Source organism: Leptospira bandrabouensis, from assembly GCF_004770905.1.
Taxonomy (GTDB): domain Bacteria; phylum Spirochaetota; class Leptospiria; order Leptospirales; family Leptospiraceae; genus Leptospira_A; species Leptospira_A bandrabouensis.
The window spans coordinates 201227-227378 of record NZ_RQHT01000010.1; the positions used below are offsets into that span (position 1 = coordinate 201227).

At 37.9% G+C, this 26152-nt stretch carries 22 protein-coding genes; 12 read left to right on the forward strand and 10 right to left on the reverse strand.

The features are described from left to right. Window positions 1-49 precede the first annotated feature (49 nt). Complete coding sequence (locus EHR07_RS03105; protein ID WP_135743729.1) at window positions 50-1111, forward strand: DUF1574 domain-containing protein; 1062 nt, start codon at window positions 50-52, stop codon at window positions 1109-1111. On the opposite strand, the gene EHR07_RS03110 is transcribed toward EHR07_RS03105, so the two are convergent. Then, window positions 1065-2591, reverse strand: coding sequence for a peptidase MA family protein (locus EHR07_RS03110; protein ID WP_208739681.1), 1527 nt, complete (start codon window positions 2589-2591; stop codon window positions 1065-1067). The genes EHR07_RS03105 and EHR07_RS03110 overlap by 47 nt on opposite strands. Here EHR07_RS03110 and EHR07_RS03115 point away from each other — a divergent pair. Genes EHR07_RS03115 through EHR07_RS03140 form a run of 6 tightly spaced genes read left to right on the forward strand, consistent with a single transcriptional unit; the run spans window position 2586 to window position 9267 of the window. Further along, on the forward strand, window positions 2586-3233 hold the full coding sequence (locus EHR07_RS03115) for a hypothetical protein (protein WP_135743730.1): 648 nt from the start codon (window positions 2586-2588) through the stop codon (window positions 3231-3233). The two genes, EHR07_RS03110 and EHR07_RS03115, sit on opposite strands and share 6 nt — an antisense overlap. Window positions 3234-3267: 34 nt before the next feature. After that, complete coding sequence (locus EHR07_RS03120) at window positions 3268-4743, forward strand: nucleotidyltransferase family protein (RefSeq protein WP_135743731.1); 1476 nt, start codon at window positions 3268-3270, stop codon at window positions 4741-4743. After that, the gene (locus tag EHR07_RS03125) at window positions 4733-5773 is read left to right on the forward strand and encodes an NAD-dependent epimerase/dehydratase family protein (protein ID WP_135743732.1); all 1041 of its coding nucleotides are present in this window, start codon (window positions 4733-4735) and stop codon (window positions 5771-5773) included. Before EHR07_RS03120 ends, EHR07_RS03125 begins: the two co-directional genes overlap by 11 nt. Window position 5774: 1 nt before the next feature. Further along, complete coding sequence (locus EHR07_RS03130) at window positions 5775-6497, forward strand: glycosyltransferase family 2 protein (protein WP_135743733.1); 723 nt, start codon at window positions 5775-5777, stop codon at window positions 6495-6497. Next, window positions 6470-8038, forward strand: a complete 1569-nt coding sequence (locus EHR07_RS03135) for a hypothetical protein (RefSeq protein ID WP_238778505.1) — start codon at window positions 6470-6472, stop codon at window positions 8036-8038. Before EHR07_RS03130 ends, EHR07_RS03135 begins: the two co-directional genes overlap by 28 nt. Window positions 8039-8052: 14 nt before the next feature. Continuing rightward, a complete protein-coding gene (locus EHR07_RS03140) occupies window positions 8053-9267 on the forward strand; it encodes an AZOBR_p60025 family cell surface glycopolymer formation protein (RefSeq protein ID WP_135743734.1) in 1215 nt (404 codons plus the stop codon). Here EHR07_RS03140 and EHR07_RS03145 read toward each other — a convergent pair. Together EHR07_RS03145 and EHR07_RS03150 are read right to left on the reverse strand one after the other, a co-directional pair. Further along, window positions 9264-10739, reverse strand: coding sequence for a PDZ domain-containing protein (locus tag EHR07_RS03145; RefSeq protein ID WP_135743735.1), 1476 nt, complete (start codon window positions 10737-10739; stop codon window positions 9264-9266). The two genes, EHR07_RS03140 and EHR07_RS03145, sit on opposite strands and share 4 nt — an antisense overlap. 4 nt (window positions 10740-10743) lie before the next feature. Further along, window positions 10744-12291, reverse strand: coding sequence for a S1C family serine protease (locus EHR07_RS03150; RefSeq protein ID WP_135743793.1), 1548 nt, complete (start codon window positions 12289-12291; stop codon window positions 10744-10746). Window positions 12292-12322: 31 nt separating this feature from the next. On the opposite strand from EHR07_RS03150, the gene EHR07_RS03155 reads away from it, so the two are divergent. Next, window positions 12323-13357: an ATP-binding protein gene (locus tag EHR07_RS03155; protein ID WP_135743736.1), complete on the forward strand. Its 1035-nt coding sequence runs from the start codon at window positions 12323-12325 to the stop codon at window positions 13355-13357. A gap of 51 nt (window positions 13358-13408) precedes the next feature. On the opposite strand, the gene EHR07_RS03160 is transcribed toward EHR07_RS03155, so the two are convergent. The 5 genes from EHR07_RS03160 to EHR07_RS03180 form a co-directional block, all read right to left on the reverse strand. Further along, window positions 13409-13942, reverse strand: coding sequence for an adenine phosphoribosyltransferase (locus EHR07_RS03160; RefSeq protein WP_100744998.1), 534 nt, complete (start codon window positions 13940-13942; stop codon window positions 13409-13411). Between the two features lie 105 nt (window positions 13943-14047). Beyond that, the gene (gene htpX / locus EHR07_RS03165; protein ID WP_135743737.1) at window positions 14048-14938 is read right to left on the reverse strand and encodes a protease HtpX; all 891 of its coding nucleotides are present in this window, start codon (window positions 14936-14938) and stop codon (window positions 14048-14050) included. Window positions 14939-15023: 85 nt separating this feature from the next. After that, the gene (locus EHR07_RS03170; RefSeq protein WP_135743738.1) at window positions 15024-16640 is read right to left on the reverse strand and encodes an NCS2 family permease; all 1617 of its coding nucleotides are present in this window, start codon (window positions 16638-16640) and stop codon (window positions 15024-15026) included. After that, window positions 16637-17095, reverse strand: coding sequence for a ClpXP protease specificity-enhancing factor SspB (locus tag EHR07_RS03175; protein ID WP_135743739.1), 459 nt, complete (start codon window positions 17093-17095; stop codon window positions 16637-16639). Before EHR07_RS03175 ends, EHR07_RS03170 begins: the two co-directional genes overlap by 4 nt. Further along, complete coding sequence (locus EHR07_RS03180; protein ID WP_208739683.1) at window positions 17092-18978, reverse strand: polysaccharide biosynthesis protein; 1887 nt, start codon at window positions 18976-18978, stop codon at window positions 17092-17094. Before EHR07_RS03180 ends, EHR07_RS03175 begins: the two co-directional genes overlap by 4 nt. An 83-nt stretch (window positions 18979-19061) precedes the next feature. Here EHR07_RS03180 and EHR07_RS03185 point away from each other — a divergent pair, with 83 nt between their 5' ends. Further along, window positions 19062-19541 carry a hypothetical protein gene (locus EHR07_RS03185; protein WP_135743740.1) on the forward strand — a complete coding sequence of 160 codons (480 nt, stop codon included), beginning with the start codon at window positions 19062-19064 and terminating at the stop codon, window positions 19539-19541. On the opposite strand, the gene hrpB is transcribed toward EHR07_RS03185, so the two are convergent. Further along, complete coding sequence (hrpB, locus tag EHR07_RS03190) at window positions 19523-21988, reverse strand: ATP-dependent helicase HrpB (RefSeq protein ID WP_135743741.1); 2466 nt, start codon at window positions 21986-21988, stop codon at window positions 19523-19525. The two genes, EHR07_RS03185 and hrpB, sit on opposite strands and share 19 nt — an antisense overlap. Window positions 21989-22107: 119 nt before the next feature. Here hrpB and EHR07_RS03195 point away from each other — a divergent pair, with 119 nt between their 5' ends. Next, window positions 22108-22959 (forward strand): methylated-DNA--[protein]-cysteine S-methyltransferase, encoded by an 852-nt coding sequence (locus EHR07_RS03195; RefSeq protein WP_208739685.1) that lies wholly within the window; start codon window positions 22108-22110, stop codon window positions 22957-22959. A gap of 49 nt (window positions 22960-23008) precedes the next feature. On the opposite strand, the gene EHR07_RS03200 is transcribed toward EHR07_RS03195, so the two are convergent. Then, the gene (locus EHR07_RS03200; protein ID WP_244288907.1) at window positions 23009-23746 is read right to left on the reverse strand and encodes a lysoplasmalogenase family protein; all 738 of its coding nucleotides are present in this window, start codon (window positions 23744-23746) and stop codon (window positions 23009-23011) included. 46 nt (window positions 23747-23792) lie between these two features. Between EHR07_RS03200 and EHR07_RS03205 the strand changes: the two genes are divergently transcribed. After that, window positions 23793-24419, forward strand: coding sequence for a hypothetical protein (locus EHR07_RS03205; RefSeq protein WP_238778515.1), 627 nt, complete (start codon window positions 23793-23795; stop codon window positions 24417-24419). A 217-nt stretch (window positions 24420-24636) separates the two neighbouring features. Beyond that, entirely contained in the window at window positions 24637-26139 is a 1503-nt protein-coding gene (locus EHR07_RS03210) for a choice-of-anchor D domain-containing protein (RefSeq protein ID WP_338092137.1), read from the forward strand. Window positions 26140-26152 lie beyond the last annotated feature (13 nt).

The following is a 26152-nucleotide window of genomic DNA, read 5'->3' on the forward strand; positions in this document are numbered from 1 at the left end:
TTCTTCAATTCGCTTTACAATAAAATCCATTTCCTTTCTCCTTTCAGATATGCTCAAGGCACGGTTTCTTTTTTACCCGGTTATCCTTTTATTATTTTTGTTTTTGGTCGATTCGATATTTCGAATCCCATACATTCAGACCATTACCAAAATTGATTTAACTGCCGTTAACTATAAAGCCAAATCAGATTTCTTGAAAAAACTGGTAACTGAAAAACCAGGTGTCTATTCTCCAAAATCGAAAAAAATCATGTTGATTTTGGGATCTTCTCGCCTTCTTTATTTTGATCACGACGAACTAGTTTCTTTTTACCCAGATTGGGAAATTTATAATTTGTCTTCTGCAGTAACAACTCCAGCTTATTACGATTACCAACTGACAAAAGTATTGGATGCAGGAATCAAACCAGATTTAGTCATTATGGAAACGGATCCCAATCAGTTTAACCAGAATTCTGTCTTCAAAAGTTCTAATTTAACATATAGTTTCGACCTACCATACGTTCTTTCTAATATCAGTTTGTTTGGAAAAGATCATGTTTCCTTTTATCTGGGTCGTAAACTTTTTGCAGTTGGAACTTATAAACCATATATAGATCAAATGTGGAGAAATTATAAAAATCCATTTTTAGAAAATGCTTTTGTGATGCATAAAGACACTTATGATTATATTCTCAGTCATAATGGAAATGGATTGTCTCCCGTTGATAATTATATGGAAAAGGACTCTAATTCCTTACAGATGACTAGCCATAGAACTTTGGATTGGTTATTTGCATCCTACGTGCGTAGCCCAATGCAGTTTGGGTTTTATGAAAAAATTCTGAACCGTTTGCAATCTGAAAAAATTAAAACTATTATTGTTTGGCCCCTTTCTTCTCCAGATTTTGAAGCTTTAATGGAAAAAGAGACTTTGGTAAAAACTTGGGAAAAAGAAATAGATGATCTTACGAACAATTACGGTTTTCCTCTTTTAAAACTAAAGAACGATCCATCTTATACGTGTAATGCGTTCGCAGATGGAGGTCACGTAGCTAAGGACTGTTATCGAAGTTTGATGCGTTCTATTCTATTGGAATACTTTCGAAAGTACGAGCCGAATCGTTTATAAATTCGATTCCACAAATCGGAGTTGGTCCCGAAGTAGGTGTCTCTTCAATCACCGATTTAAGGGATCTTGGTTTTTTAGGGGCGGATAGAGTGGTTCCTTCCTCACTAGTGGGAAGGTATTTTGCACTCGCATTGAATCCTGAGGGAGAATCTGCCCAAAAAAAGACACCTTTGTTTCCCCCACTTGTTACTCTTCCATAGTTTTTTCTTGAACTTCCTGGTATGGCAGGAGTCCCCCCAAAGGAAGTCGTATAAAAGTTTGTCGCACCTTGTTTGATGGAGGTACGATTGATTGTTGGTGTCACAGGATTTGTAATGATTCGTTGGAGAGTTGTGCTGTTTGCCAAAAGATAATTTCCAGAAGCCGATGACAAATCGACAGTAGTGGCAGTGGCTCCATCGGCATTTACATATTCTACGGAGGAAAGATTGTTTGTCAGTCCAAAACTCTGTGTAACAAGTAGGGCATAAATTCGAAAAAATACTTCTGAGTTTTGTGAACCGAGTAAGGTAGAGTTAAAATTGGCGGAAGTCCGAAATAAACTCATTAAACTTCCAGTAGAATTGGCCCGAATCCCTCCCGAACCAACGACTGAGTTGCGAAAGAAAGTTTGTCTTTCGGCTTCTGTAGTTCCAGAACTATCATATAAATAACGCATGAACACATAAGCAAAAGAATACTGTTTTAATACATTAGAACTGTTATTATCCCAATCCAGTAGAGAAACTCCATTGATTCCATCACTACACCTTGAATCAGTTACACCGGAATAACAATCCAAACGACTGGTTTGAGGTCCATAACCTGCGATGTCACTAGCCACTTCACTTGTTCCTTCATTGATCCATATTTCATCGGTTTGGTTGACTGCACGCATCCTTGGATATCGTAACAAGTGTTGGAATTCATGGGCAGCCGTAGAAGCAAAAGCATTTGGATCTCTGCTAAGAGCTGCAATTAATTCTTTTCCATCTAAATATAGTACTTCTGCATAATTAGATCGAATGGGAGAAAAAAAATTGTCAGGGAAAAAATTTACAGGATCATAATATCCAGCCACATAAGCACTGTTTGCTGTGGCCCCATCCTTAATGTCCATAACAAGGATTTTTACTTTGCCATCCCCGTCCACATCACTCGGTGTTCCAAATGTTGTTATGAGTTTTGGATAAGTGATTGTATCAAAATCTTTTGCAAATTTCGCTAAATCATAGTTAACGGATAAAGATCTTTCTTTATATACGACTACATTACTTCCTTCGCCTACCATTTCGACTGGAATGCAGACACTGTTTTGCGAAACTAAATCCCTGGCCCAAAGATCGGGACCTGTAAAACAACTTCCTCCGAGTAGTGAATACAATCCAACTAATAGAATGAGATCGTCATTTTTTTCTTTTTCGGAATTTAGCAGATTGCAATTAAAAGTGAATGATGTTATGAAAATGAGAGGGATAAGGACAAATTGTTTTAAATGCATAAATTTCTGAAATTGAGTTTTCTTATCCTTACATTCTTTTTGACGATTCAAAACCAGGCAAAGTCGTTGGATGGATTGTATTTTTCAGAGCGACTGCCAACAGAGAATGGTTACCTAATACTAGGGATAGAAATTTTTACAGAAAAGGGAAAGTCTTTTTATAACGCACAGGAACTTCGCTTTCAAAATTCCCGTGGTTTTGAAGAGGTTTTATTTGTGGGAAAAATTACTGAGGAAGGGAATGAAATCCTTCTTGTTCCAGAAGCCTGCCAAATCCGAGCCACAGAGACTTGGGGTAAAAAAATGGCCCTGCTACGTCGATTTGATTGTGATCATATAGAATTACGATTGGACCTTTTGCCTTCTGGAAAATTCGTCCTTTCCGAATCCTTACTTGGAACCAAAAAAGAGGTGGTTTTGCCCTTTGTTTTGGACCACTCTGTGGGAAATCCTGTGGCAGTTCGATTTGAGGCAGGTGGGATGACAACAGAAGGCATTTGGGGCTTTCATTTGAACGGACTTGGGGGAAAGAACCCAGGCTGGACCTGGAATCCTTCCAAGCGAACCTGGGAACCATTCCAAGGATACAAAACAGGGGAAGGATTGGAATTCTACCGTTGGAAACGAACCTTTTCTAATTGACCCACTGGTCCGTTTCAGGGACTTTCCTTTTACATTGAAAAAGATCAGAATTGGGGTCATTGCGGCTGCCGGAAAAGGAACCCGAGCATTTCCCCGAACCAGTTTCATTCCAAAACCACTCTTCGTCATCGAAGGTAAATCCATCCTCCACCGCAATGTGGAACTTATGGTCAAAACCTTTGGGATTGAAAAAGTCTATGTTCTCGTAGGCCATCTTAAAGAACAAATCATCGCAGAAATTGATCATATTCGTTTGGCACTTCCCAAAGTTGTGATTGAACCAGTCAATTGGACAGAGAAAGGATTGGCATCTGATGTGGCCAGTCTTGAAAAGACCATCCATGAACCTTTTTTAACCATTCTCGGTGATGAATTTTATTACCGAACTGATCATGAAATCTTTTTAAAAGTTTTAAAAAAACACCCACAAATGGCAGCCTCCATCGGTGTTGTGAAAACTTCCTTACTTTCCAGAATTCGTAAAAACTATTCAGTTGTATTAGAGAATGATAAAATTCTAAATTTGGTTGAAAAACCAGAAAACCCACCCAATGAACTTTTGGGTTTGGGCAGTTATTTTTTTACACCAGAGTATTTTGAGTTTTTTAAAAAAACGCCAGTATCTTCCAAATCAGGTGTGATAGAGATAACGGATGTTATCGATAAGATGGCAAAGGAGTCCAAGGGGGGAGTGTATGCAACCAAGCTCAGTTGCGATTACTTCAACATCAACTCCATGCAGGATTATTACCATGCTGTTTATGAAGTAAGAAATGATTTATTTCATAAATTTAAAACCAGTTTGGTAATCCCCACAAATAACAATGAAAGATCAATCACAGATGTGATTGTTGATTTCAAAGATAAATTTAATGAAATCATTGTTATCGATAACGAATCTACTGACGAAACTCTGACGCTTAGTAAAAAAGAAAAGGTAAAAACCTATACCTTCCCTGGTGATGGAGATCCTACAAGGCTTGGAGAACAAGTGAGAAGGGGAATTGAATACGCAACAGGTGATATCATCGTAGTCGTTTCTCCCGATGGTTCCTTTCGCTCCAAAGATTTTCCAAAACTACTCGAATACATGAAAGATTCGGATATGGTAATTGGAACTCGCACCACAAGACAGATGATCGAACAAGGTTCTAACTTAAAACCTTTGTATCGTTTGGTGAACTTACTTATGGGTAAGTTGGTAGAAGTATTTTGGTGGGGACAAGAACCAAGATTTACCGATGTGGATTGTCAGTTTTTTTCTGTTTGGCGAGAGTCTTATGAACGAGTTAAACCCCAACTTGTTGTAGAAGACCGTAAGTTCATTGTAGAACTTATGATTGATATAGTAAGGTCTCATATGCGTTGTATTGAAATCCCTGTATCTTATTTCAAACCTGTGGGCCAGGTGGAATACAGATTACGTGATATGATTTCTGATTCTATCCACATATTGAAATTAATTTTATCTAAAAAGTTTTACCTAGGAGAAGATCGCGATGGCGAATAAAGTATTGGTAACAGGCGGATGCGGATTTTTAGGATCCCATGTTTGTGAATTATTTCGTAAAGAAGGTTGGGATGTTGTTAGTTTTGACAACATGACAAAATATGAATTAAAACGTACTGGTTATGGAAGTGATGCCACTCGTGATTATAACTGGAATTATTTAAAATCACTTGGTGTCACAATGGTAAAAGGTGACATTCGAAACCTAGAACATTTGATGGATCGTTCTGTTGATTGTGATTATATCATTCATACAGCGGCACAACCTGCAATGACTATTTCTTGGGAAGATCCGGAGCTCGATTTTTCAACCAACGTGATTGGTACTTTTAACGTAATGGAAGCAGCAAGGAAACATAAAATCCCGGTAGTAAATACTTCCTCCATTCACGTTTACGGAAACTCAATTAATGATAGTTTGACGGAAGGAAAAACATCATACGAAAGAAATCCAGTGGAAATCTCCGTGGCACAACCAACAATGGTGGGTCAAATTTCTCCTCTACATGCTTCGAAAATGAGTGCGGAACACTATGTCCGTTCTTACACGGATATGTATGGTGTAAAGGCAGCTAGTTTTCGTTTTACGGGAATTTACGGTGAACGTCAGTTTGGTGGTGAAGATCATGGTTGGGTTGCAAACTTTGCGATTCGTTCGGTTTTTGGATTACCACTCCGTATTTTTGGAACGGGAAAACAAACTCGCGATATTTTGCATGCCGAAGATGGTGCAAAATCTTATTTAGAATTCTTTAAGAATCCTATCCCTGGTGTTTATAATATTGGTGGTGCTAGCCCTCATAAAATTTCGCTTTTGGAATGTATAGGTCTCATTGGTGAAATTCTCGGTAAAAAACAAGAGATTCTTTTTGAAGTAGAAAGACCAGGTGACATGCGTTATTTTATTTGCGACATCACGGAAGCAAAAAAATTCGGTTTTAATCCTAAAATTCTTCCTAAAGAAGGAGTCACTAGACTTCTCAAATGGATTGAAGCGAACAAAGACGTATTCAATATCTCTGGGAAGTAGAATGTCTAATAAAACACTGGTTGTCATCCCTGCTTACAATGAAGCCGCAACAATTGAAGAGGTGGTACGGGGTGCCATTGTTTATGCAGATGTTTCTGTAACAGATGATGCCAGTAAAGATGCCACACCAACCATTTTGGCCAATCTTCAGAAAGAGTTTGGCCAAAGGCTTCATGTGATTCGGCATGAAAAAAACACTCATATCCCCAAAGGAATTCAAGACGGCATGAAGTATGCGGTGGAAAAGGGATACGATTGGGTGATTACGATGGATGCGGGACTTTCGCATGATGCTGGTTATTTGAAGGAATTTCAATCTTTCCCTGAATGTGATTTAGTTATTGGTTCCAGGACATCCACTGTAAACGTACCGTTGTATCGTAAGTTTATTTCCTGGCTTGCTGCCAAGGTTATGAACTATTGTTTGTCCAAAGGAATATTTAATCTTTTTGGTGCCAATTTACGAGACTGCACAAGTGGTTACAGAAGGTATTCGAAACCGATGGTACAAAAAATTGCAACGTATCCATTAGAGTCTGTGGCATTTGATTTTCATATGGAAGCTCTCTCGATTGTGGCAAATCATGATGGAACTATCAAAGAACTTCCAATCCGGTATATTTTTTCCAATAGCAGCTTTAACCGTAAGGTATTGAAACTGGCAATTCAATTTGCGAAAAAACTTTTGTTACGAAAATGGAAACTGATCCCACAATATCCGTAAACAAATCCCGTTTCAGTTTGAAATGGAAAGTTTTTGTCATCACCTGTAGTTTATTAGGTGCTATCTTTTTATTGGATCGAGTTTTCTTTTTTGAACTTTATTTTTTGTTCCCCAATGAGACGGAATGGGATTCTTCTCCTTGGTACAACTTTATTCATAAAACCAAAGAATTACAATCTTCAAAAGATAAACATAGAACGATCATCACCGGAAGTTCCGTTGCCTTATATTCTGTTTTGCCAGATGAATTAAACGAAAAGTACAATTCAAATACAAAGTTTTCCTTTTTTTCTCATGTGGCGATGGCTCCCACAGATCTTTTTTATTACAAAGAAAATCTTTTGGCATCAAACCCCGATTTGGTGGTTTACCTTCATAATTTTGCTGATTTGCAGTGGGAATACTTAGAAGCCAAAGACGGTAAATTTTCATTTGATGAAACAAAATGGGTTCGTGAATTTGGGGATCGTTATCCTGCAAAAACAATTTATCCAACTGCCTATTTAAAAGATTTTTGGAAGGAATTACCTAGAAAAACCATTTCCAAACTTGCAACAAAATCCCTTTTTTATGTGAGCCGGTTTAGAGTTTTCTTTTTGGATCCTATTGAAGTTTATATTGATAATCATTTCCGAAGTGGAAGAAAGTATCATTTATACCAAGGGGAAAAACCAAGGGAAGGAATTTGGTCTAAGGGATGGACAAAGGAGACAGCAACACTTGTTTGTTCGGAAAAAAAATCCAAAGAATCTATTTTCACACAAAAACCAAATACAAAATTAAAATTTAGTTTTTACTTTGATCAAGATTCGCTAACTCGCAAACAGCCTATTTTGGAATTGGAAAAAACTTTTAATCGCTCAGGATGGAATGATTTAATTTGGAATGATTTGATCGATCCAACGCAAAATTGGTCTGTGGTAAAAATCCAAGTACTGTCAGAATTACCTTCTGCAAAAGAAGTAAATCTCATTCGGTATGGAAAAGATGAATCTGTTGGGATTCGTTTATCTCATTTTTTTTGTAAAACTTCGGATGTAAAAAATCGATCTTACTCACGTGGAAGTTATTGGGATGACACTCGTTTGGTGACAATGACAACCGAAGATTTTACTGAGGATTATTATGAACGAATGATCCGAGATTCCGGTTCGCGAAACGAACTTTGGAGATTACATTTTGTTCGCGAAGCTAAAAAAAATGTAAATTCAGTCACCTTTGAATCTTGGTTGGAGTTTAATCGCATTCTTCAGATTTCTGATTATTTTTATCAAAACAAAATCCCATTTGTACTGATCCTTAGTCCCGAGAATCCAATAGAATTTGATTTTTATAAAAATTCGAAGTGGAGAAAGGATTGGATTTCTAATTTAAAAAAACATTTAGAAAGTAGGGGCCAGACTTTGATCGACCATACGGAAGCAGTAAGTGATGTTCGGTATTTTTTTGATCCGCACCATTTAACATACGAAGGTGCTCATTTTTATAATTCAATTTTTTCTAAATCTTTAGAACCCTCAATTTCTCAACTACATCCTTAATTTGGAGTCAATTTATGATTTTAAAACATTTATCCCCAATTTTTTTATTTTTCAATTCGAAACAATGGTTAACGGTTTTTTCTTTTTTTCTGGTTTGGGGAATTGCCACTTTAGGTTATTGGAAAAAATATGAATGGAACCCGAGTTCTATGGTGAACTTCGGATACGAGTTTGCCTTGCAAAACCAAAAAGAAACTCCAGAGAAAGCTGTTTTATTTAAAGGAGAAGAAGGAGATTTAGGTGCGGGTTATGATGGCCAGATTTTTTATTATTTTTCGAGGCCCCTTTCTGAGTTTAATTTAAATTGGCCAAAAGGTTTTGATGAATCGTACAGGGCCCCAAGAATCGGCTATCCTTTGTTAGTTGCAATTTTTGGTTTTTTTGGAAAAACATCCGCCATTTTTGGTATGTATTTCTGGAATATTTCTCTTACTTTAGTTTCCTATTTTTATTTACGTAAACTGCTAAATGCAGATACAAAACCCTATGCGATTTTATATCTGTTAAGTCCTTTTGCTTTAGGAAGTTATTATGTACTAGTAAGTGATTCTGTGATGGTTTCTATCTTAATCATCGCTTATTACTATTATGTAAAAGAAAATTATATCCCTTTTATTCTCTTTTCTAGTTTGGCAATCTTAACCAAAGAACCAGCCTTGTTTTTGTTATTTCCTTTGGGCCTTGCCGCATTGTTTCGTAAAGATTGGAAACGAATGGCTGTAGTCGGATCAGTTCTTTTGATCCCGGTTTGTTGGCATTTGTACTTGGCATATCGTTTCCCAAATTGGAGACCCGGTAGACTTACCGATTTTATTTTGCCATTGGAAGGTTTGATTTCCTATATGGAGTCAATTTGGAGGTTGTTAGGTAGCGGGTCTCATTGGAAAGATCTCGCGCGTTTATTATCCAGATTCCCGTTAGTTATATTATTTTTTTTGGGATTGTTTTTACCATTTACAGGACAAATTCGAAAAGGTTGGGAATTCCGAATTTCATTTTTGTTTATCATGTTTATGGTGGGAACCGCCGGGTATTATCATTTTTGGTCTGTATATGAAAATGTATCGCGTATGTTTACCTTGTCGATTCCCGTTTTACTATTGTTACTCAATGAAGATAGAACCATTCGAAAACAAGAATATTTTTTAATGACTCTTTTGATTTTAGTTTTGTTTCTAATAAAAGTATTACTGATTTCTAGACAGTTAAATTACCAAGTTGGATTCTAAAAATTAGAATCCTTCTGGATTTGAAAACTTTGTTTTGCCTCTGCGTTTAGTTTTTGGATTTCTTCTTTTTTAAAGATCATTTCAAAACCATCATTTGTCACAAAATGGATGTAAGGTGAATCTGACTCTTTTACCAAATTTCGCAATTGGTCCAATGATTGGATTTGTACCCCATTCATTGTTTTTAAAATCATTTGGTTTGCCGTATGGTAGGCTTTGTTTCCGGAAAGGGGTAGTACTTGGGATAAAAATACAATTTTCCCTTCGTTGCTGTTCCTTTTAATCCGGTAAAAATCATTGAGAAAAAGAAGCTCTTTATTAACGCGATTTCTCCATTGGTTTCCATGTTCTGTTAGGTATTGTTCTGATAATTCTTGAAAGATCATTCCTGCTAACATAAGATATTTGGGGGTTTGGAATCTAGAATTCCCATAAGGAATGCGGATAGCAGATTCCGGTAGCGGTTTTAAATCCATTTCGAGTGAAACTGGTTTTTTGTTTCTGAATACTTTTAATTTAATTTTTTTTCCAAAAAAAGACTCGGTATCATTTACATTATGGAACAAATAAGATAGATTAAGTTTTCCAAACTTGGGATGCTCAAAATATCCTTTAGGGTCTATTTTAAAATTGGTCACTTCGAGTAAAATATCTTCTAATTGTAAAATTCCATCAGCTGATGATCCTGGATAGATCTCTGCTACTAAAACACCGAGGTCATCTTTTCTTAATCCATAATCATTTCTTGAAGCACTATCGATCAGTGGTTTGAAACGAAAACCTTTGAATGGAATGGATTTACCTTCGATAAAATGTTTGATTGCAAAAGAAGGAATCACTCTACCCATATTATTTTCTTTAAATTGGTAAAGGATACCTTGCGGAATGCGGGCGGTTGCATCTACGACGAGTTCACCCACACCATCTAGTTTGTCTTCCGATTGTACTTCGATGTAAGGAAGTTCTATATATCCACTAGAATAAGAATCCATATCCAAACGAATCATTCTTATTTTTTTCTCTTCCAAACCTCTTTGGTCTTTACTTTCCATCACAAGGCCATTCCCCGGTAAAAAAATTTCACTAGGGAAGGTAACTGCTTTGAGATCTTTTGCCGTATTGGGATCATTGAGTTTTAAAATAGCAAGACCTAAATCAGGATCTAGTCGTTCTAATTCTGCAGTAAAGACTTTAAGAGTATCAGGTTTTTTAATTTCAATGTTTGTATAAAAATAAATCGCTTGGGCAGGGATTAAAACTTTATTCTCCCCGATATAAATGCCTGTGGATTGGCGGATCTCTGGATTTTTAAACCTCCAGGGTTGGATGAAATGGGGGTATTGGACTGTTACTTTTACTTGAAGGATGGAGCTATCGGTTGGTGCAACGGGATTCGATTTTCCATGTAAAATTCCAGTAAAAAAGAGAAAAAATAGAAAAGTAAATGTAGATATTCGATTTATAAACAACATTAGATCAATTTCCTGTTAGGTGGTATAATTTTTTAATTTCAAGATCGGCACGTTCAGCTTCTTCTCGATCCATAATCAAAGGCAATTGGATCCCATAAAATTGGATTCGTAAGGTTTTTTCTTTCGAAGATGCCACCATTTCTTTTAAGTGATTTAAGTTTTTAATCCTAACACCATTTAAAGATTCCACAACCATATTCAAATAAAAGTCGGAATTGGAATTGATCGGATGTGGTAACTTTCTATATAATACAACATCCTCTGATTGACCATCGGAAAGAGTCGTGGCATCATAAAATCGATAAACTAGGAGACTCCCCCCTTGGGTTTGTCCATTTTTACTCCATGCTTCCAGTAAATCTCTATTGACTGTTTGGATGACTAGGCCACCAAACACAAGATAGTCGTAATTGACTCCATATCGTGCTCTTTGGTTTTCCATTTGTGGCATTTTTTTTGCCGCAAATTTTACCTTCATCTTTTTTTTATCACGAATTAGATCAAACTGGATCTCTTCTCCCGCAAACTTATTATCCACAACTTCTAAAAAATCTATGGAATTTGATTCTAATAAATTTCCATTCCTTCCAATTTTACGTCCATCGATAGCGGTTAAATAATCCCTTGGTTTTAGATATCCATCCGCAGATCCTTGGTTTAATACCTTTGTAACAAATACACCTTCTTCTCCATTGGGGATTCCATAGAATTGTCTATGCGATTCAGAAAAAGAGGATTGTGTTTGGATTCCCAATTCAACATAACCGTGATAAATTCCATCTTCAATGTCTTTTAGAAAATGTTGGATTACCGCTGTTGGGATAATGTAACCAATATTTTCTCCTTTGGTGGATGCTTGGAAAGCGACACCCACTACCTTGCCATTCTGAAGGGCTGGGCCTCCGGAATTCCCTGGATTGATGGCAGCATCTACTTGTACAACCAAATGACTATCAATTTGGGAATGAGCATAGGTTGATTGTTCAATACGCGAAACAATTCCTCGGCTAACAGAGATTTTGTTCCCACCAATAGGGTAACCCACGATGTCTACAGGACTTGCAAGTTCTGGTAAAGTTCCCAGTTCTAAGTAATTGCTATCATTATAAAATTCTGGGTCAGAAACTTCCAGTAGCGCCAAATCACAATCATGCGCAATAAATAATACTTTTAATTCGTACCACTCTGTTTGGTTGTTCCGTTGGGTCTCCATAAATTTGGCATTGGAAACCACATGGGCATTGGTAAGGATGCGGTTTTTGGAAATTAAAAAACCAGAGCCGGTCGATGCGGAAATCCCAGACGACATCCAAGGAGAGAAGGGATCTTTCGCTTGTGAAAACACTCGGATTTGAACTACAGATTTCCTGATTTCGTCAATGGATTGTCTGGATTCTTCGGCTTGCAGTGGGCTTAGGAATAAACTTATAAAAAATAAAATAGTACTCGCAAAGAGAGACGGGTAGTGGAAAATTTTTTTCTGTTTTTGCATGAGTTTGTTTGAATCCATTATATTCGGAGTTACCGCCTTTTTTTCACTGATAGCCGGTATTGTCTCCTTTAGAAAGAATCCTCGGACCAGGATGAAAACAAGTTTTTCAGTTCTCGCAGCTTTTTTCTGTATCGGTGATTTGACAATTCTTGGCGACACTTTGTTCTTAGAAAACTCAATCTTAAACCAACCTCATACCATTTCTACCTATCTTGTATTTGAATCTTTTATTCTATTGTATTTTGGATTACAATTTCCCACATTTTTTCGTAACTTTCCTCGTTTGGTCGTTATTTGTTCCTTTGTTTTAGGAATGGGAATTATGTTATTATTTATCGATTTGGGGCTTCTAAACGAAGTATATCCAATGGCTAGTTTAATCTTATTAAAATACTATTATAACACTTATTATGTGTTGGCTTTTTTGGCATTCGCTTATTTAATCATTGCTAAACTCCAATACAATTTCCCCGCCATACAAAAGTTTATGGAGTATATTTATTTTGCTACTTTTATCACTTGTGTATTTTTTATACTTCTTTGTTTTTTCCCAACCTGGATCCCTTTAACTACCAAGTATTTTTTACACTTTTTCCTATTCTTAAATTTGTTATTCCTTTCTTGTTTCGTGGTCTTTATGTTCCATTATTCGTTCACAGAAAATTATTTGACTCATCCGTTTTCCTTTCTTTTTGAACGATCCAAAAAAATTTTTGAAGACCAAATTCTTGCGACAAGATCACATTCAAGACTCATCAAAGAAAAACTTTGGAGTTTGTATGACAAAAGGAATTGGCGCCAAATTATGGATAGTTTTTGGTTTCAGATTCTTGTGGATGAAACCTTAGACAATGCCTTAGAACACGGAGGCAAAAGAGAAGACGATATCATTACCGTTCATGTTTTTGAATCACGTCAATATATCGATGTTTATGTGATCGATAGCGGAAAAGGATTTAATCCACGGCATGTTCCCAGTCCCACGGAATCAGATAGGAAATTGATCACTGGGGGAAGGGGAATTCATATTTTAAAAAAATTATTTGTGGTAAGGTGGAATTTTCTAGGTAACGAGGTAAGTATTCGAGTGGATAAAACAAAGAGTTCTGATTGGAAGTCTACATAACCTAACCAAAACTCTTTGTAATGAATCATCTTTTTAGTTTACTTCGTTGAATCAGTGTCCTTCAAATTCGCAAATCGAAAATACATCAATCCCATAAGTATCTTTAATTCGTTTCGCACCACCTAAGTCTGGCAAGTTGATGATGGTAGAACATTCATGAATTACACCTTTTAGGTTTTGAATGAGTTTGATCGATGCTTCTAAAGTCCCACCTGTTGCAATTAAGTCATCCATAATCAAAACTCTATCACCAGGACTAATCGCATCTGTATGAATTTCTACGTGGTCTACCCCGTACTCCAAAGCATAGGATTCAGAAATTGTGGTTCCTGGTAATTTTCCTTTTTTCCGAATCGGAACAAATCCTACCCCGAGTTGGAAGGCAAGGGCTGCACCGGGAATAAAACCCCTCGCATCAATGGCAGCGATTTTATTCAATTTAGCATTTTGGTATCGTTCTACAAACATTCCAATGGTGAGTTGGAAACCTTCTGGATCAATGAGAAGGGAAGTAATATCTCGAAAAAGAATTCCTGGTTTTGGGTAGTCGGGAATGGTACGAATCTTTGATTTAACAATGGACATAATAGGATGAAACCAAAGAAGACTAGGGCTTTGCAATAAAAAAAGGCCGGCAAATTGCCGACCTTTCCTTCAGAGATACCGTAAATACTGTATCTTTTGAAACTTTTATCTCATTTGTTTGAGAGCTAAGATTCTTTCCTCTAAAGCAGGGTGAGTTGCAAATAGGGAAAGGAACCCCCCTTTGTTGGAAGATATTTTAAGGGAAGCCAAAGCCTCTCCTCTTGGATCTTCTGGCATCTCCACCATTTGGCGAAGGGATTCTAATGCAGAGATCATTGACTCTCTTCCCGCAAGTTTGGCTCCACCAGCATCAGCACGGAACTCTCTTTGGCGTGAGAAGTAAGCCACCGCCATCGAACCAAGAATGGAGAATACAATGTCTAGTGCAATGGTAACAACAATTCTTACAATTTGTGCCATTTCTTCTTTCACTGCATTTGATGCGATGTAGGCAATGATACGAGAGAAGAACATGGCAAATGAGTTCACAACACCTTGGATGAGAGTGAGTGTCACCATGTCACCGTTGGCAACGTGTGACAATTCGTGTGCCAGTACACCTTCTAGTTCCTGCGCATTCATACGATTCAGAAGTCCCGAAGAAACAGCAACGAGTGCACTCGATTTACTTGGGCCTGTCGCAAACGCATTCACTTCTGGAGATTCGTAAATCCCTACTTCCGGCATAGGAAGGTGGGCTCTTTGTGCGAGTGATTGCACACGACGATATACATCCATCTCAGGAGCCGAAGCTTTTTTAGGATCGATGACTTTCACACCCATCGTCCATTTTGCCATCATTTTAGAAAGTAAAAGGGATATGAAAGATCCCGCCATACCCCACATTAAACAGAATACAATGAGCCTAGTTAAATCTAAACCATAGGCGCGGATACTAAATCCCATTGAACCAAGTAATGTGGTCACGATGGAGATAGTAGTCATAATCAATATATTAGTTAACAGGAAAAAACCGATTCGTTTGATCCAAGTCATAGGAAATTGTTCTCCTTATGGTCCTTTGTAAGACCTACTCTTTAGACTGAAACAGTAATTGTTTCATCAAAAGATTACAAGCAAATTAATGTTCTAATTTTCCTGCTTTTCCTTTTGCATCCAGGAACCAAACCAATAAAAATAAGGTCGTTAGGGATAAATAGGCAATCGGAAAGTCAAAGTTTGCTAATTCTGTAAACCGGTTGAGAATGGCATTCCCTTGCAATTCGTAAGCATGGATCCAGCCGATCATAGAAAGGATTGCGGCAATCGTTGCCCAAATGGCAGCTTTATTCCACTCTCTTTCTAAAACAAAAACTACCATCGCCGACCATATCATGGAAGTGATGAGAAATCCTTGTGACAAGGCAAGTACACCGCTTAACGCATAAGGAAGAAAAGTCAAATGAGGAGGAATGTCCGATAAAGAAAAATGGATGGTTTGTTTTACACCTAACTCTTGCAAGGTTGATTGTAATTTCCCATCTAAAAAGATAAAAACATTTTGGATGATAAGGACTGCCCAACCAGCAAAGGCTGGTAAAAGTCCCACTACTACAGCAGGAGAATGGTGTTTGGGAATTGCTTGGAAAGCTTGGCTTGTGATCACAATTCCTATCCAGAGGACAATGGCCATTCCTGCCTCTATGGGAATGAGAGCTTGGATGAGTCCCATAAGTCCAAATAAACTTACGAAAGTCATAAATACGCCAGAAAGCATCGAATAACTATGTTTAGCTCCGAGTGCCTTCCAACCTGGGTGACCAATATAAATGGTTGTGGGGAATGGAGAACCAAAGGCAGTGCCCGCTAGTGTCCCAAGACCATTCACAAGTAATGAAGTCTTCGTATCAAAACTATCTCCTGAGGCTTCCGCTGATTCAATGTTTTGAAGAGAACCAATCACATTAAAAATTCCCATAGGAAGGATGACTGAAAAATAGGCTTTTATATTGGCGTAGGTTAGTGTATCGAGTAGGGGGCTTAGGGAAAGTTTTGGGAAATAAATCCCCAAAGTTTCTAATCCACTTTCGATGGCTCCCGGTTTGTAAATGGGATCTCCCCAAAAACCAGAAAGGAAAGATAATAGGATTCCAATTAAAACGGAAAGTAATCCGCCGGGAATGCCAAATGGAAAACGTACCTTCCCAAAGTATTGTAATAAAATAACACCTAGCGGAATAAAGGCGATGATCGGTCTTTCGAAGGTGCGAAGTAAAAAGTCCATCGAGATAAAAGTGATGGCGATTCCTGCTAAAGCAGAGAGTAATGCTGCTCTAGGCGTATATTTACGAATTTTTGCAGCAACAAAAGAGCCAATGACTTCAATACAGCCAGAGATAAAGGAAACGAGTAGACCCGCTTTCCAAGCAGAGATATAATCACCTGTAGCTTGATAGGTGGGAAACATAACAAAAAACACAAAAGCAAAAAGGGAAACTGTATTGATTCCATAAGGAATTGCTGTAACATCTGTTCGTTTCGTTTTTTGCCCTAATTTCCAAGCCTGCCATGCATAAAATACATTTCCAACGAGTAAGGAAACGGCAGCTCCCGGTAAAACTACAGAGGTAACAAAAATCAGGGGGAAACCACAAACTCCGATACAAAGGGCAGAAAGAACCAAAATTTGGATGAGGTTGTCTACCATGAGACCAAAAAAACCGTCGAGGTCTCCTCTAGTGATGGTAAAAAAATTCATTCGTTTCGTTTCCCTCCAAAATCAACACGTATTACATTCCCATCCCCTGTGATCTCAGGTTTTGTCACTTTTGGTTTAGCATTGGATTCTTCTGCACCAGGTGCCACTTCCACTTGTAAAAATCTGAGTTGCGTTGCTGAATTTTGAAACTTGTCGTAAATTCGAAATACAGCATCCCAAGGAATCACAGTAGGTTCCCAAGCCGATCCAAATTGAAGTTCTGCAAATAAATAATCAGGTTTGCTATCTAATACTTTTACCGCTTTGTCACCAAACACGAGTACGATGCCAGATTCTTTTTCTGCATTGAGTAAACCACGTTTTCCAATTTCTAATTTTGGATGAGGCATTACATGGATATAAAATACTCCAAACCGTTCCCAATAAAGATTGAATAAATCTCGTTTAAACTCACGTAATGTTGTGATTTCTTCCTGCGTGAGGTTTTGGCTCATAAATTCCTTTTACCATGTGAAGTTTTTTCCCACTCGATGTATTCGTCGTGGATTTTATATTCAGGGATAATGTCTTTGAAAGCAGCGAAAATTTCTCTATTTTTATTGGCTTTTGCAAGAGAAAACAATCGGTTTAATTTGTTCTGGAAAAGAAGTAGGTTGTAGTTTTCTAAAGGGGCAGCAATCCGAATTTTTGGATGGTGTGTTTTTTTAATTCCTTCCTGGTTTAAGAGAAGTTCTTCGTATAACTTTTCTCCTGGACGTAGCCCAGAAAACTCAATTGCAATGTCTTTGTGAGGAGTATAACCGGAAAGACGAATCATCTCTTCTGCTAAAGATAAAATTTTGACCGGTTCACCCATATCCAAAAGGAAAATTTCGCCATGTTCACCCATACTACCAGCTTGTAACACGAGTTGTGTGGCTTCTGGGATGGTCATAAAATACCGAATGACATCTGGATGAGTCACAGTCACGGGACCACCACGTTTGATTTGTTCTCTGAAACGTGGGATCACACTTCCATTGGAACCGAGTACGTTTCCAAAGCGAACGGTAATGAATTTGGTTCTAGAATTTTGAGAAATATGTTGTAAGTAAATTTCTGCGGCACGTTTTGAGGCTCCCATAACGTTTACAGGATTCACAGCTTTGTCTGTAGAAATGAGAACAAAACGATCGACACCAATAAGGCGGCAAACATCTGCTACATTTTTAGTTCCCATTACATTGTTTAAAACGGCTTCTGATGGGTTGATTTCCATCATTGGTACATGTTTGTATGCAGCGGAATGAAACACTACAGAAGGGCGGTGTTCTTCAAAAACGGCAGAAATACGAGATAGGTTTTTTACATCTGCCACAACAGGCCGAATATCAATATTTAAATCGGCAAAACTTTTTCTAAGTTCATAATCAATTTCGTATAACGGAGTTTCGGCGGCATCCAAAATGACAAGTACACTTGGTTTAAAAAGCGCCACTTGCCTACAAATTTCTGAACCAATGGAACCACCAGCTCCTGTGACTAGGATGACTCGTTTCTCCAAATATGACCGAATGGATTCAATTTCTAAATCAACCGTGGGTCTACCCAAAAGGTCTTCTACTTGTACTTCACGAAGTTGTGTGATGTTTGGTTTTGCCGATAGATATTCACCAAACGTTGGTAAAATTTTAAAATCAACACCGGCACCTTCACATTCTTTTTTCAGTTTACTCACCACACGTCCGTCAGGTTGAGGAACGGTCATAATCACTTTTTTGACACCGTATTGGACAAGAACCTTACCAATTTCATCTGTGGACCCAAGAATGGGAACCCCTTGGATGTACCCACCTTTTTTGGAAAGGTTGTCATCTAAAAATCCAATGGGTTGGTAGTCTAAGTCAACATTTCGCCTGATCTCTGTTAAGAAAGAACTTCCCAGTTTACCAGCACCCACAAGAATGATAGGAGTCCCATGTTTAGATTTTTCAGAGCTAAAAATTTGTTCTCTTAACATTCTCCAACTCAAACTCCGCAAACATAAGAATCCGAGTAAGATGAGTGTATCTAAGATGGGAACCATCCTTGAGAGTTGGTAGAAGCGGTTATAAAATAGAAGGGCAAGAGTGGAAACGAGAGACGAAAGAACCGTTGCCTTGATGATCGCTAGTAGATCGTGTAAGGAAGCATAAGACCAGAGAGATCTGTAAATTCCGGAAAATAAAAAAACCAAACTGCGAGAAACCACAACGATTGTGGCGCAAACCCAGAAGTCTGGATAACTTTCTAAAAATCGTATATTTTCAAAACGCACAAGGTGTGCGAGAAAATACGACAAGAACATAAAGAGTATGTCTACAGGAAAAACCCAGTATCGTCTCGGAATCGATTTCATATCTGATAAATAAAGGTATTTGGAACAAAATTCCTTGTAAATACAGAATCTCTTCCGAAGAATAGAAAAGAGGAAAAACCTGTTTGAAATCACTTCTTTTCCGCTTAGCGGGAACATTTTCGGCGGAAATTGGCTCCGAACTCTATTTAAAACTGAAGGAGGAAACTCTTTCCCCCTCTCTTTTTTGCCTTGATTTTTCGGAAGTCGAAGAAGTAACGGAAGTGGGTCTGGAATTTATCAGAAAGATTACCGAACGTTGCAAAGAAACAGGCTCCCATGTGGCAGGATTTGGGCTGGCAGCTCCCGTTTCCGAGGAAGTTTCTTCCCTTCTCGTTTTACATCCAACGGAACCTGATTGTATCCATTATTTAGAATCTCTGATTTTAAACGAAACTCCCGCCAATGAACTTACCCCCAAGTCGGAAGAAAAAACCATCCATTGCCCTGAGTGCCAAACTCTCCTGCGTTGGAAACTAGCGGGAGATTATCTCTGTCCTAGTTGCAAAATCAAATTTTTTGTGAACAAAAAAGGTTGGGTCTCTACTTACGAACGTTTGGTGTGATTTAAATGTTTGGTAGGAACCGCTTCCCAAGGTTTGTCTGGCCAAGGGTGTTTCGGATACCTTCCTTTTAATTCTTTTTTTACCTCATGGTATCCCTGGTTCCAGAAACTTTCTAAATCTTTGGTAATTTGTACAGGCCTTCTTGCAGGGGAGAGTAGGTGAATGAGAATGTTTACCTTCCCATTCGCAAGTTTTGGTAAGGATTTTAGACCGAATAACTCTTGTAATTTGACGTGAAGTTCGGGTTCGATTCCATCATAATTCAATTGGATCTTAGAACCGGAAGGAACTTGGATGGAGATTGGTGCCTCTGAATCAATCAAACTCAAATTTTCATATCCCACATAGGCTTTGAATGCTTCCAAAAAAGGGAGTTTGTCTAATGACAGTTTTCCTGAATCAAAATTAATAAAAGGAAATAACCATTCTTTGAAATTTTCTTTCAAATGATGGAAATCTGTTTTTGTGTTTAGAACTCCATGTTGTTCTAAAAATTTCACACGGTTGTAGAATTGCATTAATTCTGGATTTTTTTTCCATTCTTCCTCTAAGGAAGATTTAACTAAATATTCTTCCAGTGCCAAACCCAGTATCTCTTGGTTTGGATGATTTGTTTCTTTGGAATCTAAAACCAAATCTCCTAATCTTCTTTCCTCTTTGACTAAAAGAAAAGATTCTCCTCTTTGGTTGGTTCTTTTTTCTGAAGTAACCTTCACTGATATGATCTCGGAAAAATATTTCTCAATTTCTGTTTCTTCTATTGGCAGATACTGAGTGATAAAAATTTCTTGGCCGAAAGAAAAAGTATCTAAAACTATAATATATTCTGGGATTTGGATGGACGTTGTGTTTAAGGAGGCGAGTTTCCCATTAGAAAGTTTAAAACTTTTCCCTCCTGCCACTTTTCCTTTTGCAATCCGATCCGGGAATCCAGAGGACAAATAATAAAGTCGATTTTGATCTGGTTTTATCACAGAAAAGTCAGTTTTTTCCCTGTAAATACGCAAAATTTGCTCATAAACTGCCTTTAACTCATAGGAAAAGGGATAGGCTGAAGTCTCTTCTGAAAAGTTTTTTGCTTCTATTCCTGAACTTTCTTTTCCAACTAACGAGACTACGTCGGCGATTAGATTTTCTTTTTCTTGGGGTAGGATGGCCAATATTTTCCCTAGCCGTATCGGTAGAGGGTATCTTAAACATTCTTTTCCTATATTGGTAAGGTTTTCATGGGAATCTAAACAACCTAGAAGTTTCAATCTGGTTGTACTTTGGATCACCGATCCTTTGTTTGGCGGATCTAAAAAAGATAACTGTTGGATTTCTTCGCCCCAGGACTTAATTTCTAAAACCAGACGGTCAATATCTCCAGATAGGATCTCCGGTTTGGTCCGATCTAAAAATGATTGTTCTTCTTCCTTTGACCAAAGTCGGTAAACCAAACCTTTTCCTTCTCTTGCCGCTCGCCCGGCACGTTGTTTGGCGCTACTTAAGCTAATCCGTTCTTTGATTAAATGAGAAACACCTGATTCAGAATCAAAGTGAAGGTGTTTTTCATAACCGGAATCAAATACAACGCGGACACCTGGAATGGTAACGGAAGACTCGGCAATATTTGTCGAAAGAATGATTTTCTTTTTCCCAGGCAAAGAAGGTAAAAAGATTTTTTCTTGGTCGGCTAAATCCATATCACCGTATAATCCTAATACAGTTGCGTTAGATTTGATTCCAGGGATGGATTCCAAACTGTTCCTTAAATCGCGAATCTCTTTTTTACCTGATAAAAAAACAAGGATATCACCTTCTGTTTGTTCTACGGCTTTAGGAATTAAATCCAATAATCTTTGATTTGAATTTTTATTGGAATCTCCCATGTGGAAAATTTCCAGAGGGTAGGTGGTCGCCCGAACTTCAATTGGTTTGGACCGGATCCCTAGTGATTCAAAATTTTGTCCGTCTAAAGTGGCTGACATTACAAGGATTTTTAAATCATCGCGAAAGACCTCTTGGGTTCGTCTAACCAAAGCAAAACAAAGATCAGAATCCATTCGCCTTTCATGAAATTCATCAAAGACAATGAGTCCGTAATCTTTAATTTCCGGGTCAGAGAGAAGAATTTTAGTTAAAATCCCATCTGTCAGAAATTCAATTTTTGTATTTTCCCCGATTTTTGTATCAAACCGAACTCTGTAACCGACAGTATCACCTAGGTTTTCGTTTAAAGTTTGGCTGATCCTTTTTGCGGCACTTTTTGCCGCAATTCGTCTAGGTTCTAAAATACAGATTTTTTTCCCAGAGGAAACACCCGCTCGCAAAAGTTCTATCGGGAGAGCCGTTGTTTTTCCTGTCCCTGGCGGAGCATCTAAGATGGTGACAGGATTTGTTTGGATAGAATCGACAATGGATTGTAAGGCGGTGAGTACGGGGAATGGATCCAAAGGAGGTGACACTTTTATACTTATGGAAGAGGATGGGATTCCTAAAGAAAAAATCAAACAATTTGTATTTTATTTTCTGAAATCACAAGAATCGGGTTTCCAAGATCCATCGAATTCGTTAAGATTTCCTTGTGGATTCCAATCACAAACACTACGAAATCATCAAAAACTCCATCGAATATGTTTTGGAACATTTTGAAGAACAACCGAATTTAGATGTTTTGGCCGAACGAGTTTCGTTAAGTCCCTTTCATTTTCAAAAAGTATTTCGGACTTGGGCCGGTGTTTCACCAAAGGAGTTTTTACAATTTGTGACTGTAACTCACGCCAAACATCTGTTAAAAGAATCAAATCTTTTGGATACAACGTATTCTCTCGGATTGTCAAGCACAGGAAGGTTACATGATTTATTTGTTAAATTGGAAGCAATGACTCCTGGTGAATTCAAACGAGGAGGCGAAGGATTGATTTTGCAATACGAAGTATTTCCGTCTTCTTTTGGAGAAATTCTTTTAGTATCATCGGAACGAGGAATTCAGTCTCTTCAATTTATTGATACATTAGAACAAGGAATCTCAGATACAAAAAAAGAATTTCCGAATGCGATTTGGAAAGAAGGAAGTTCAGAGGAACACAAAAAGATAAAAGACTATTTTCAGAAATTTCTAATTCCAGAAACACCCATTCCCCTTTATCTTTATGGAACAGAATTCCAATTTAAAGTTTGGAAATCTTTATTAAAAATTCCAATGGGGAATCTTTGTACTTATGGAGATATAGCTGAATCCATAAGACAACCATCTGCACAAAGGGCTGTGGGAACCGCAATCGGTAAAAATCCCATTGCCTACCTAATTCCATGTCATAGAGTGATCCAAACTTCAGGTTTGTTTGGCGGATATAGGTGGAATCCTAACCGAAAACGAATGATCATTGCCTGGGAACAATCCAAACTTGTTTCACCAAACAATGAGTTGTCGTAATTACTGAAATTAAATTCTAAAAAACAAATAGATCCTAATTTCGTTTTCTCTAAGCTAAATGCCTTGTATGAGAAACCAAAAAGAATCCCACGAGTAAAAAACTTTGGGCAATCAGGTAGGTGACCCAAGGAACTTGAAATTCCCACCTAGGGTGCCTAGTTCCATTGATCGTTGTTTCTCCCATTACAGCATCAGAGAGGAGGAAAAAACCGGCTCCAATGGCTAAATAAATCCAAACTCCACCAAACACTAGATAGGCGTTAAAACATAAAGATACAAAAAAACACAAAACCAATCCATAAACAAAAGCAGATGCCATGACCCATTTGGAACGATTGGGATTGTAGACTCTAAAATAAAAAATGAGTGCAGGTAAAATCAATAAAACAATGGTTACGGCATAAGGCAAAACACCATTATAAATTTCATTCCAAGTGGCTAATTTCCAAAAGGATAACAAAAAGAAAACTTGGGCAATGGCAAAACTAAAAATTCCACCAAGGACTGGGTCTTCCATTTGTTTTTTGGCAATTGGAAATTGAAGGTTGAACCAATCTCCCAAAAAGGAAAATCCAATGGCGTATAAAGGATAAGAAAACTTAGCATGGCCCAGTTGGAATAATAACCATGCAAAAAGTAGGATTTGAAAGGAAAATCCCAGATAGATTCCACGGGAATGTTCTAAACGTTTGAGTGGATTTGTTTCCCCTTGTAACGTATACCAATGGATTAAAAATGCCGAAATGATGGCTACAGGAATGGTTGTGAGAATTAAGTAGTATACCATACTTGATTTTAACATGAAACAAAAGAGAATGCAATCAGTAAGTTGGATGAATCGATCTTTCTCCTTTGGTTTTTTACTTTTTCTATTTCTTTTTGACTCAAACTGTATAACGTATTCTATATTAGAGAAAGAGAAAAGTATCCCAATTTCTCCCACAAACTTAGAAGATAAAGAGAGTTATTTAGTTTTAAGATTGGTTCGAGGAAAAGACCAATCGATAGGAAATGTTGAAGAAATTCCTGTGAACTTAACATTCGAAAGTAACCAAGAATCCACAAAACAACGGTTACGTATCTATCCACTTCCACTCGCAAAACCAAAGGAACCTTTTTTTTTGCCTCTTTCTTCGAAATCGGAATATCGCGAAGAAATGTTACTGGTTGGATGTTTGTATTTTTTTCCGATCCCAAACTTTTTTAGAGGTAATCTAATATTAGAAATTCATCATACAAAGACGTTAATTAATCGTGAGTTTTTATTTCAAAAAACAGTTCCTTATGATTGGCAAGGGAATCGCACCAAATACTGGGAATACGATCTCGATCATAGCGAAATGACTGACAAAACCATTCCCTCCCTCTCGTCTTACAGGCATTTGGAGTGCGAAAATGACATTCGTCATCGTAAGGAAATCCCTAAAAAAGGAATTGTCAGTCCTCCAGAAGAAGACTGAACTCCCATTCAAAAGTAACCATTTTGAGCGACGGAATTGACTTCTCTGGGCCTAAAAAAAAAATTTTTGTTACAAACCAGAATGAACGTTCTAAATCCCTTATAAAAACATTTTTAGCGGTCTGCAGTCACCAGCTAACTGAAGGTACGATTGATAGAATTCCATATAAAAAAAGTATAGATAAACCAGTATGCGTAATTTGCCTATAAATCAAAACTTGAATCTACTAATATTCCTGACATTTATTCCATTATTGACAATCGGTTGCCCTGGTGGTGGCGGCGGGGGTGGAGGAGCTGCTTTTGCCCTAATGGGATTAGGTGGTGGAGGTACAGATGTTTCTGCCCCCAAGTTAGAAATTACTTATTCTGGTGTTGTCCGTGAAAGTGGGGCAACCATTAACTTAGGATCAGAGCCTATGAATACAACGAATGGAAAATTGGCTTCACTTACCATTCACAACAAAGGCACTGCCACTCTGTCGCTCCCTGGATCACCGATTGTTACGTTAGGTGGCACTGATAAGGATGATTTTCAATTAACCCAACCGAACCAAAGTACGTTAGCTCCAAATACTTCCGTTACATTTACTTTACGATTTAAGCCTGTTTCAACTCAAGGATCAAAGACCGCAAATATTCGTTTGGAGACTTCAGATCCAGCTCTTTCGGCATTCCAACTGACTTTTACAGCAACTGCAGGTGCGCCTGCTGCTAGGTTAGAAGTTTCTCAATCAGCCACAGAAATAGTAAGCAATGGAAGTTTTAATATGGGAAGTGTAGAAGAAAAATCTTCCGGATCGGCAATCCAATTTACCGTTCGCAATACAGGAAGCCTTGCTTCTACACTGGGAAATCCTATGGTGGAAAGTTCAGACACACAATTTACAGTTTCCGCAGTATCAGCTGCGAACGGATCTTCCTTAGCAAAGGATGGTTCGTTTACTTTCAATGTTACCTTTTCACCTGCCAATTCAACTCCAACGGCGAAATCAACAACGATTACAGTGAATGCGACTCCATCCAATTTCCTTTTTACACTCAATGGAACTGCTACTATAAAACCAGAGCCTAACATCGCGATTTCGCATAACTCTAGTTCGTTTACTTCTGGTGGAACGATTCCAACTTTTGGAGCTTTTTGGCCAGGTACAACTTCCAACGCAAAGTCAGTGACCATCACAAATAATGGAACGGCAACTCTGACTGGGCTTGCAGTAAACGAACAAAGCGGAGATACGGACCAGTTCATTACAAGTGCTCCTGGATCGACAACACTCACTCCCGGACAAAGTACGAGCTTTACTGTAACCTTCTCACCATCCGCAAATGGTGCGAAAACAGCGGTAGTGCGAGTAACAAGTAATAATGGAAACAATGGGGTTGCTTCTTCAGCAGATATCACAGTGGAAGGAACGGGAAAAGCGAGTTCCGCAGTCTCTGTATCTTGGATAGGAGCAAAAGAGAAGGCACCAAATGATACTGATGGTGGATATAAGGTTTGTTATAGTAAGGCCGTTGACTTTAACCCTTCCGATGTGAATGGAACAACAATTTTCTGTGATACGGTTGCAAATACTGGTGGAACGACACCTACCACAAAAGTCATTTCAGTAAATACTTATGGGATTTGGTATATCAAAGTCTATGCTTTCGGGAAATACAATACAACGGGTGGAATTCCTTCATCACAAATTTCGATAAATGTGCCATCTACATAATGCAATGGAAGTT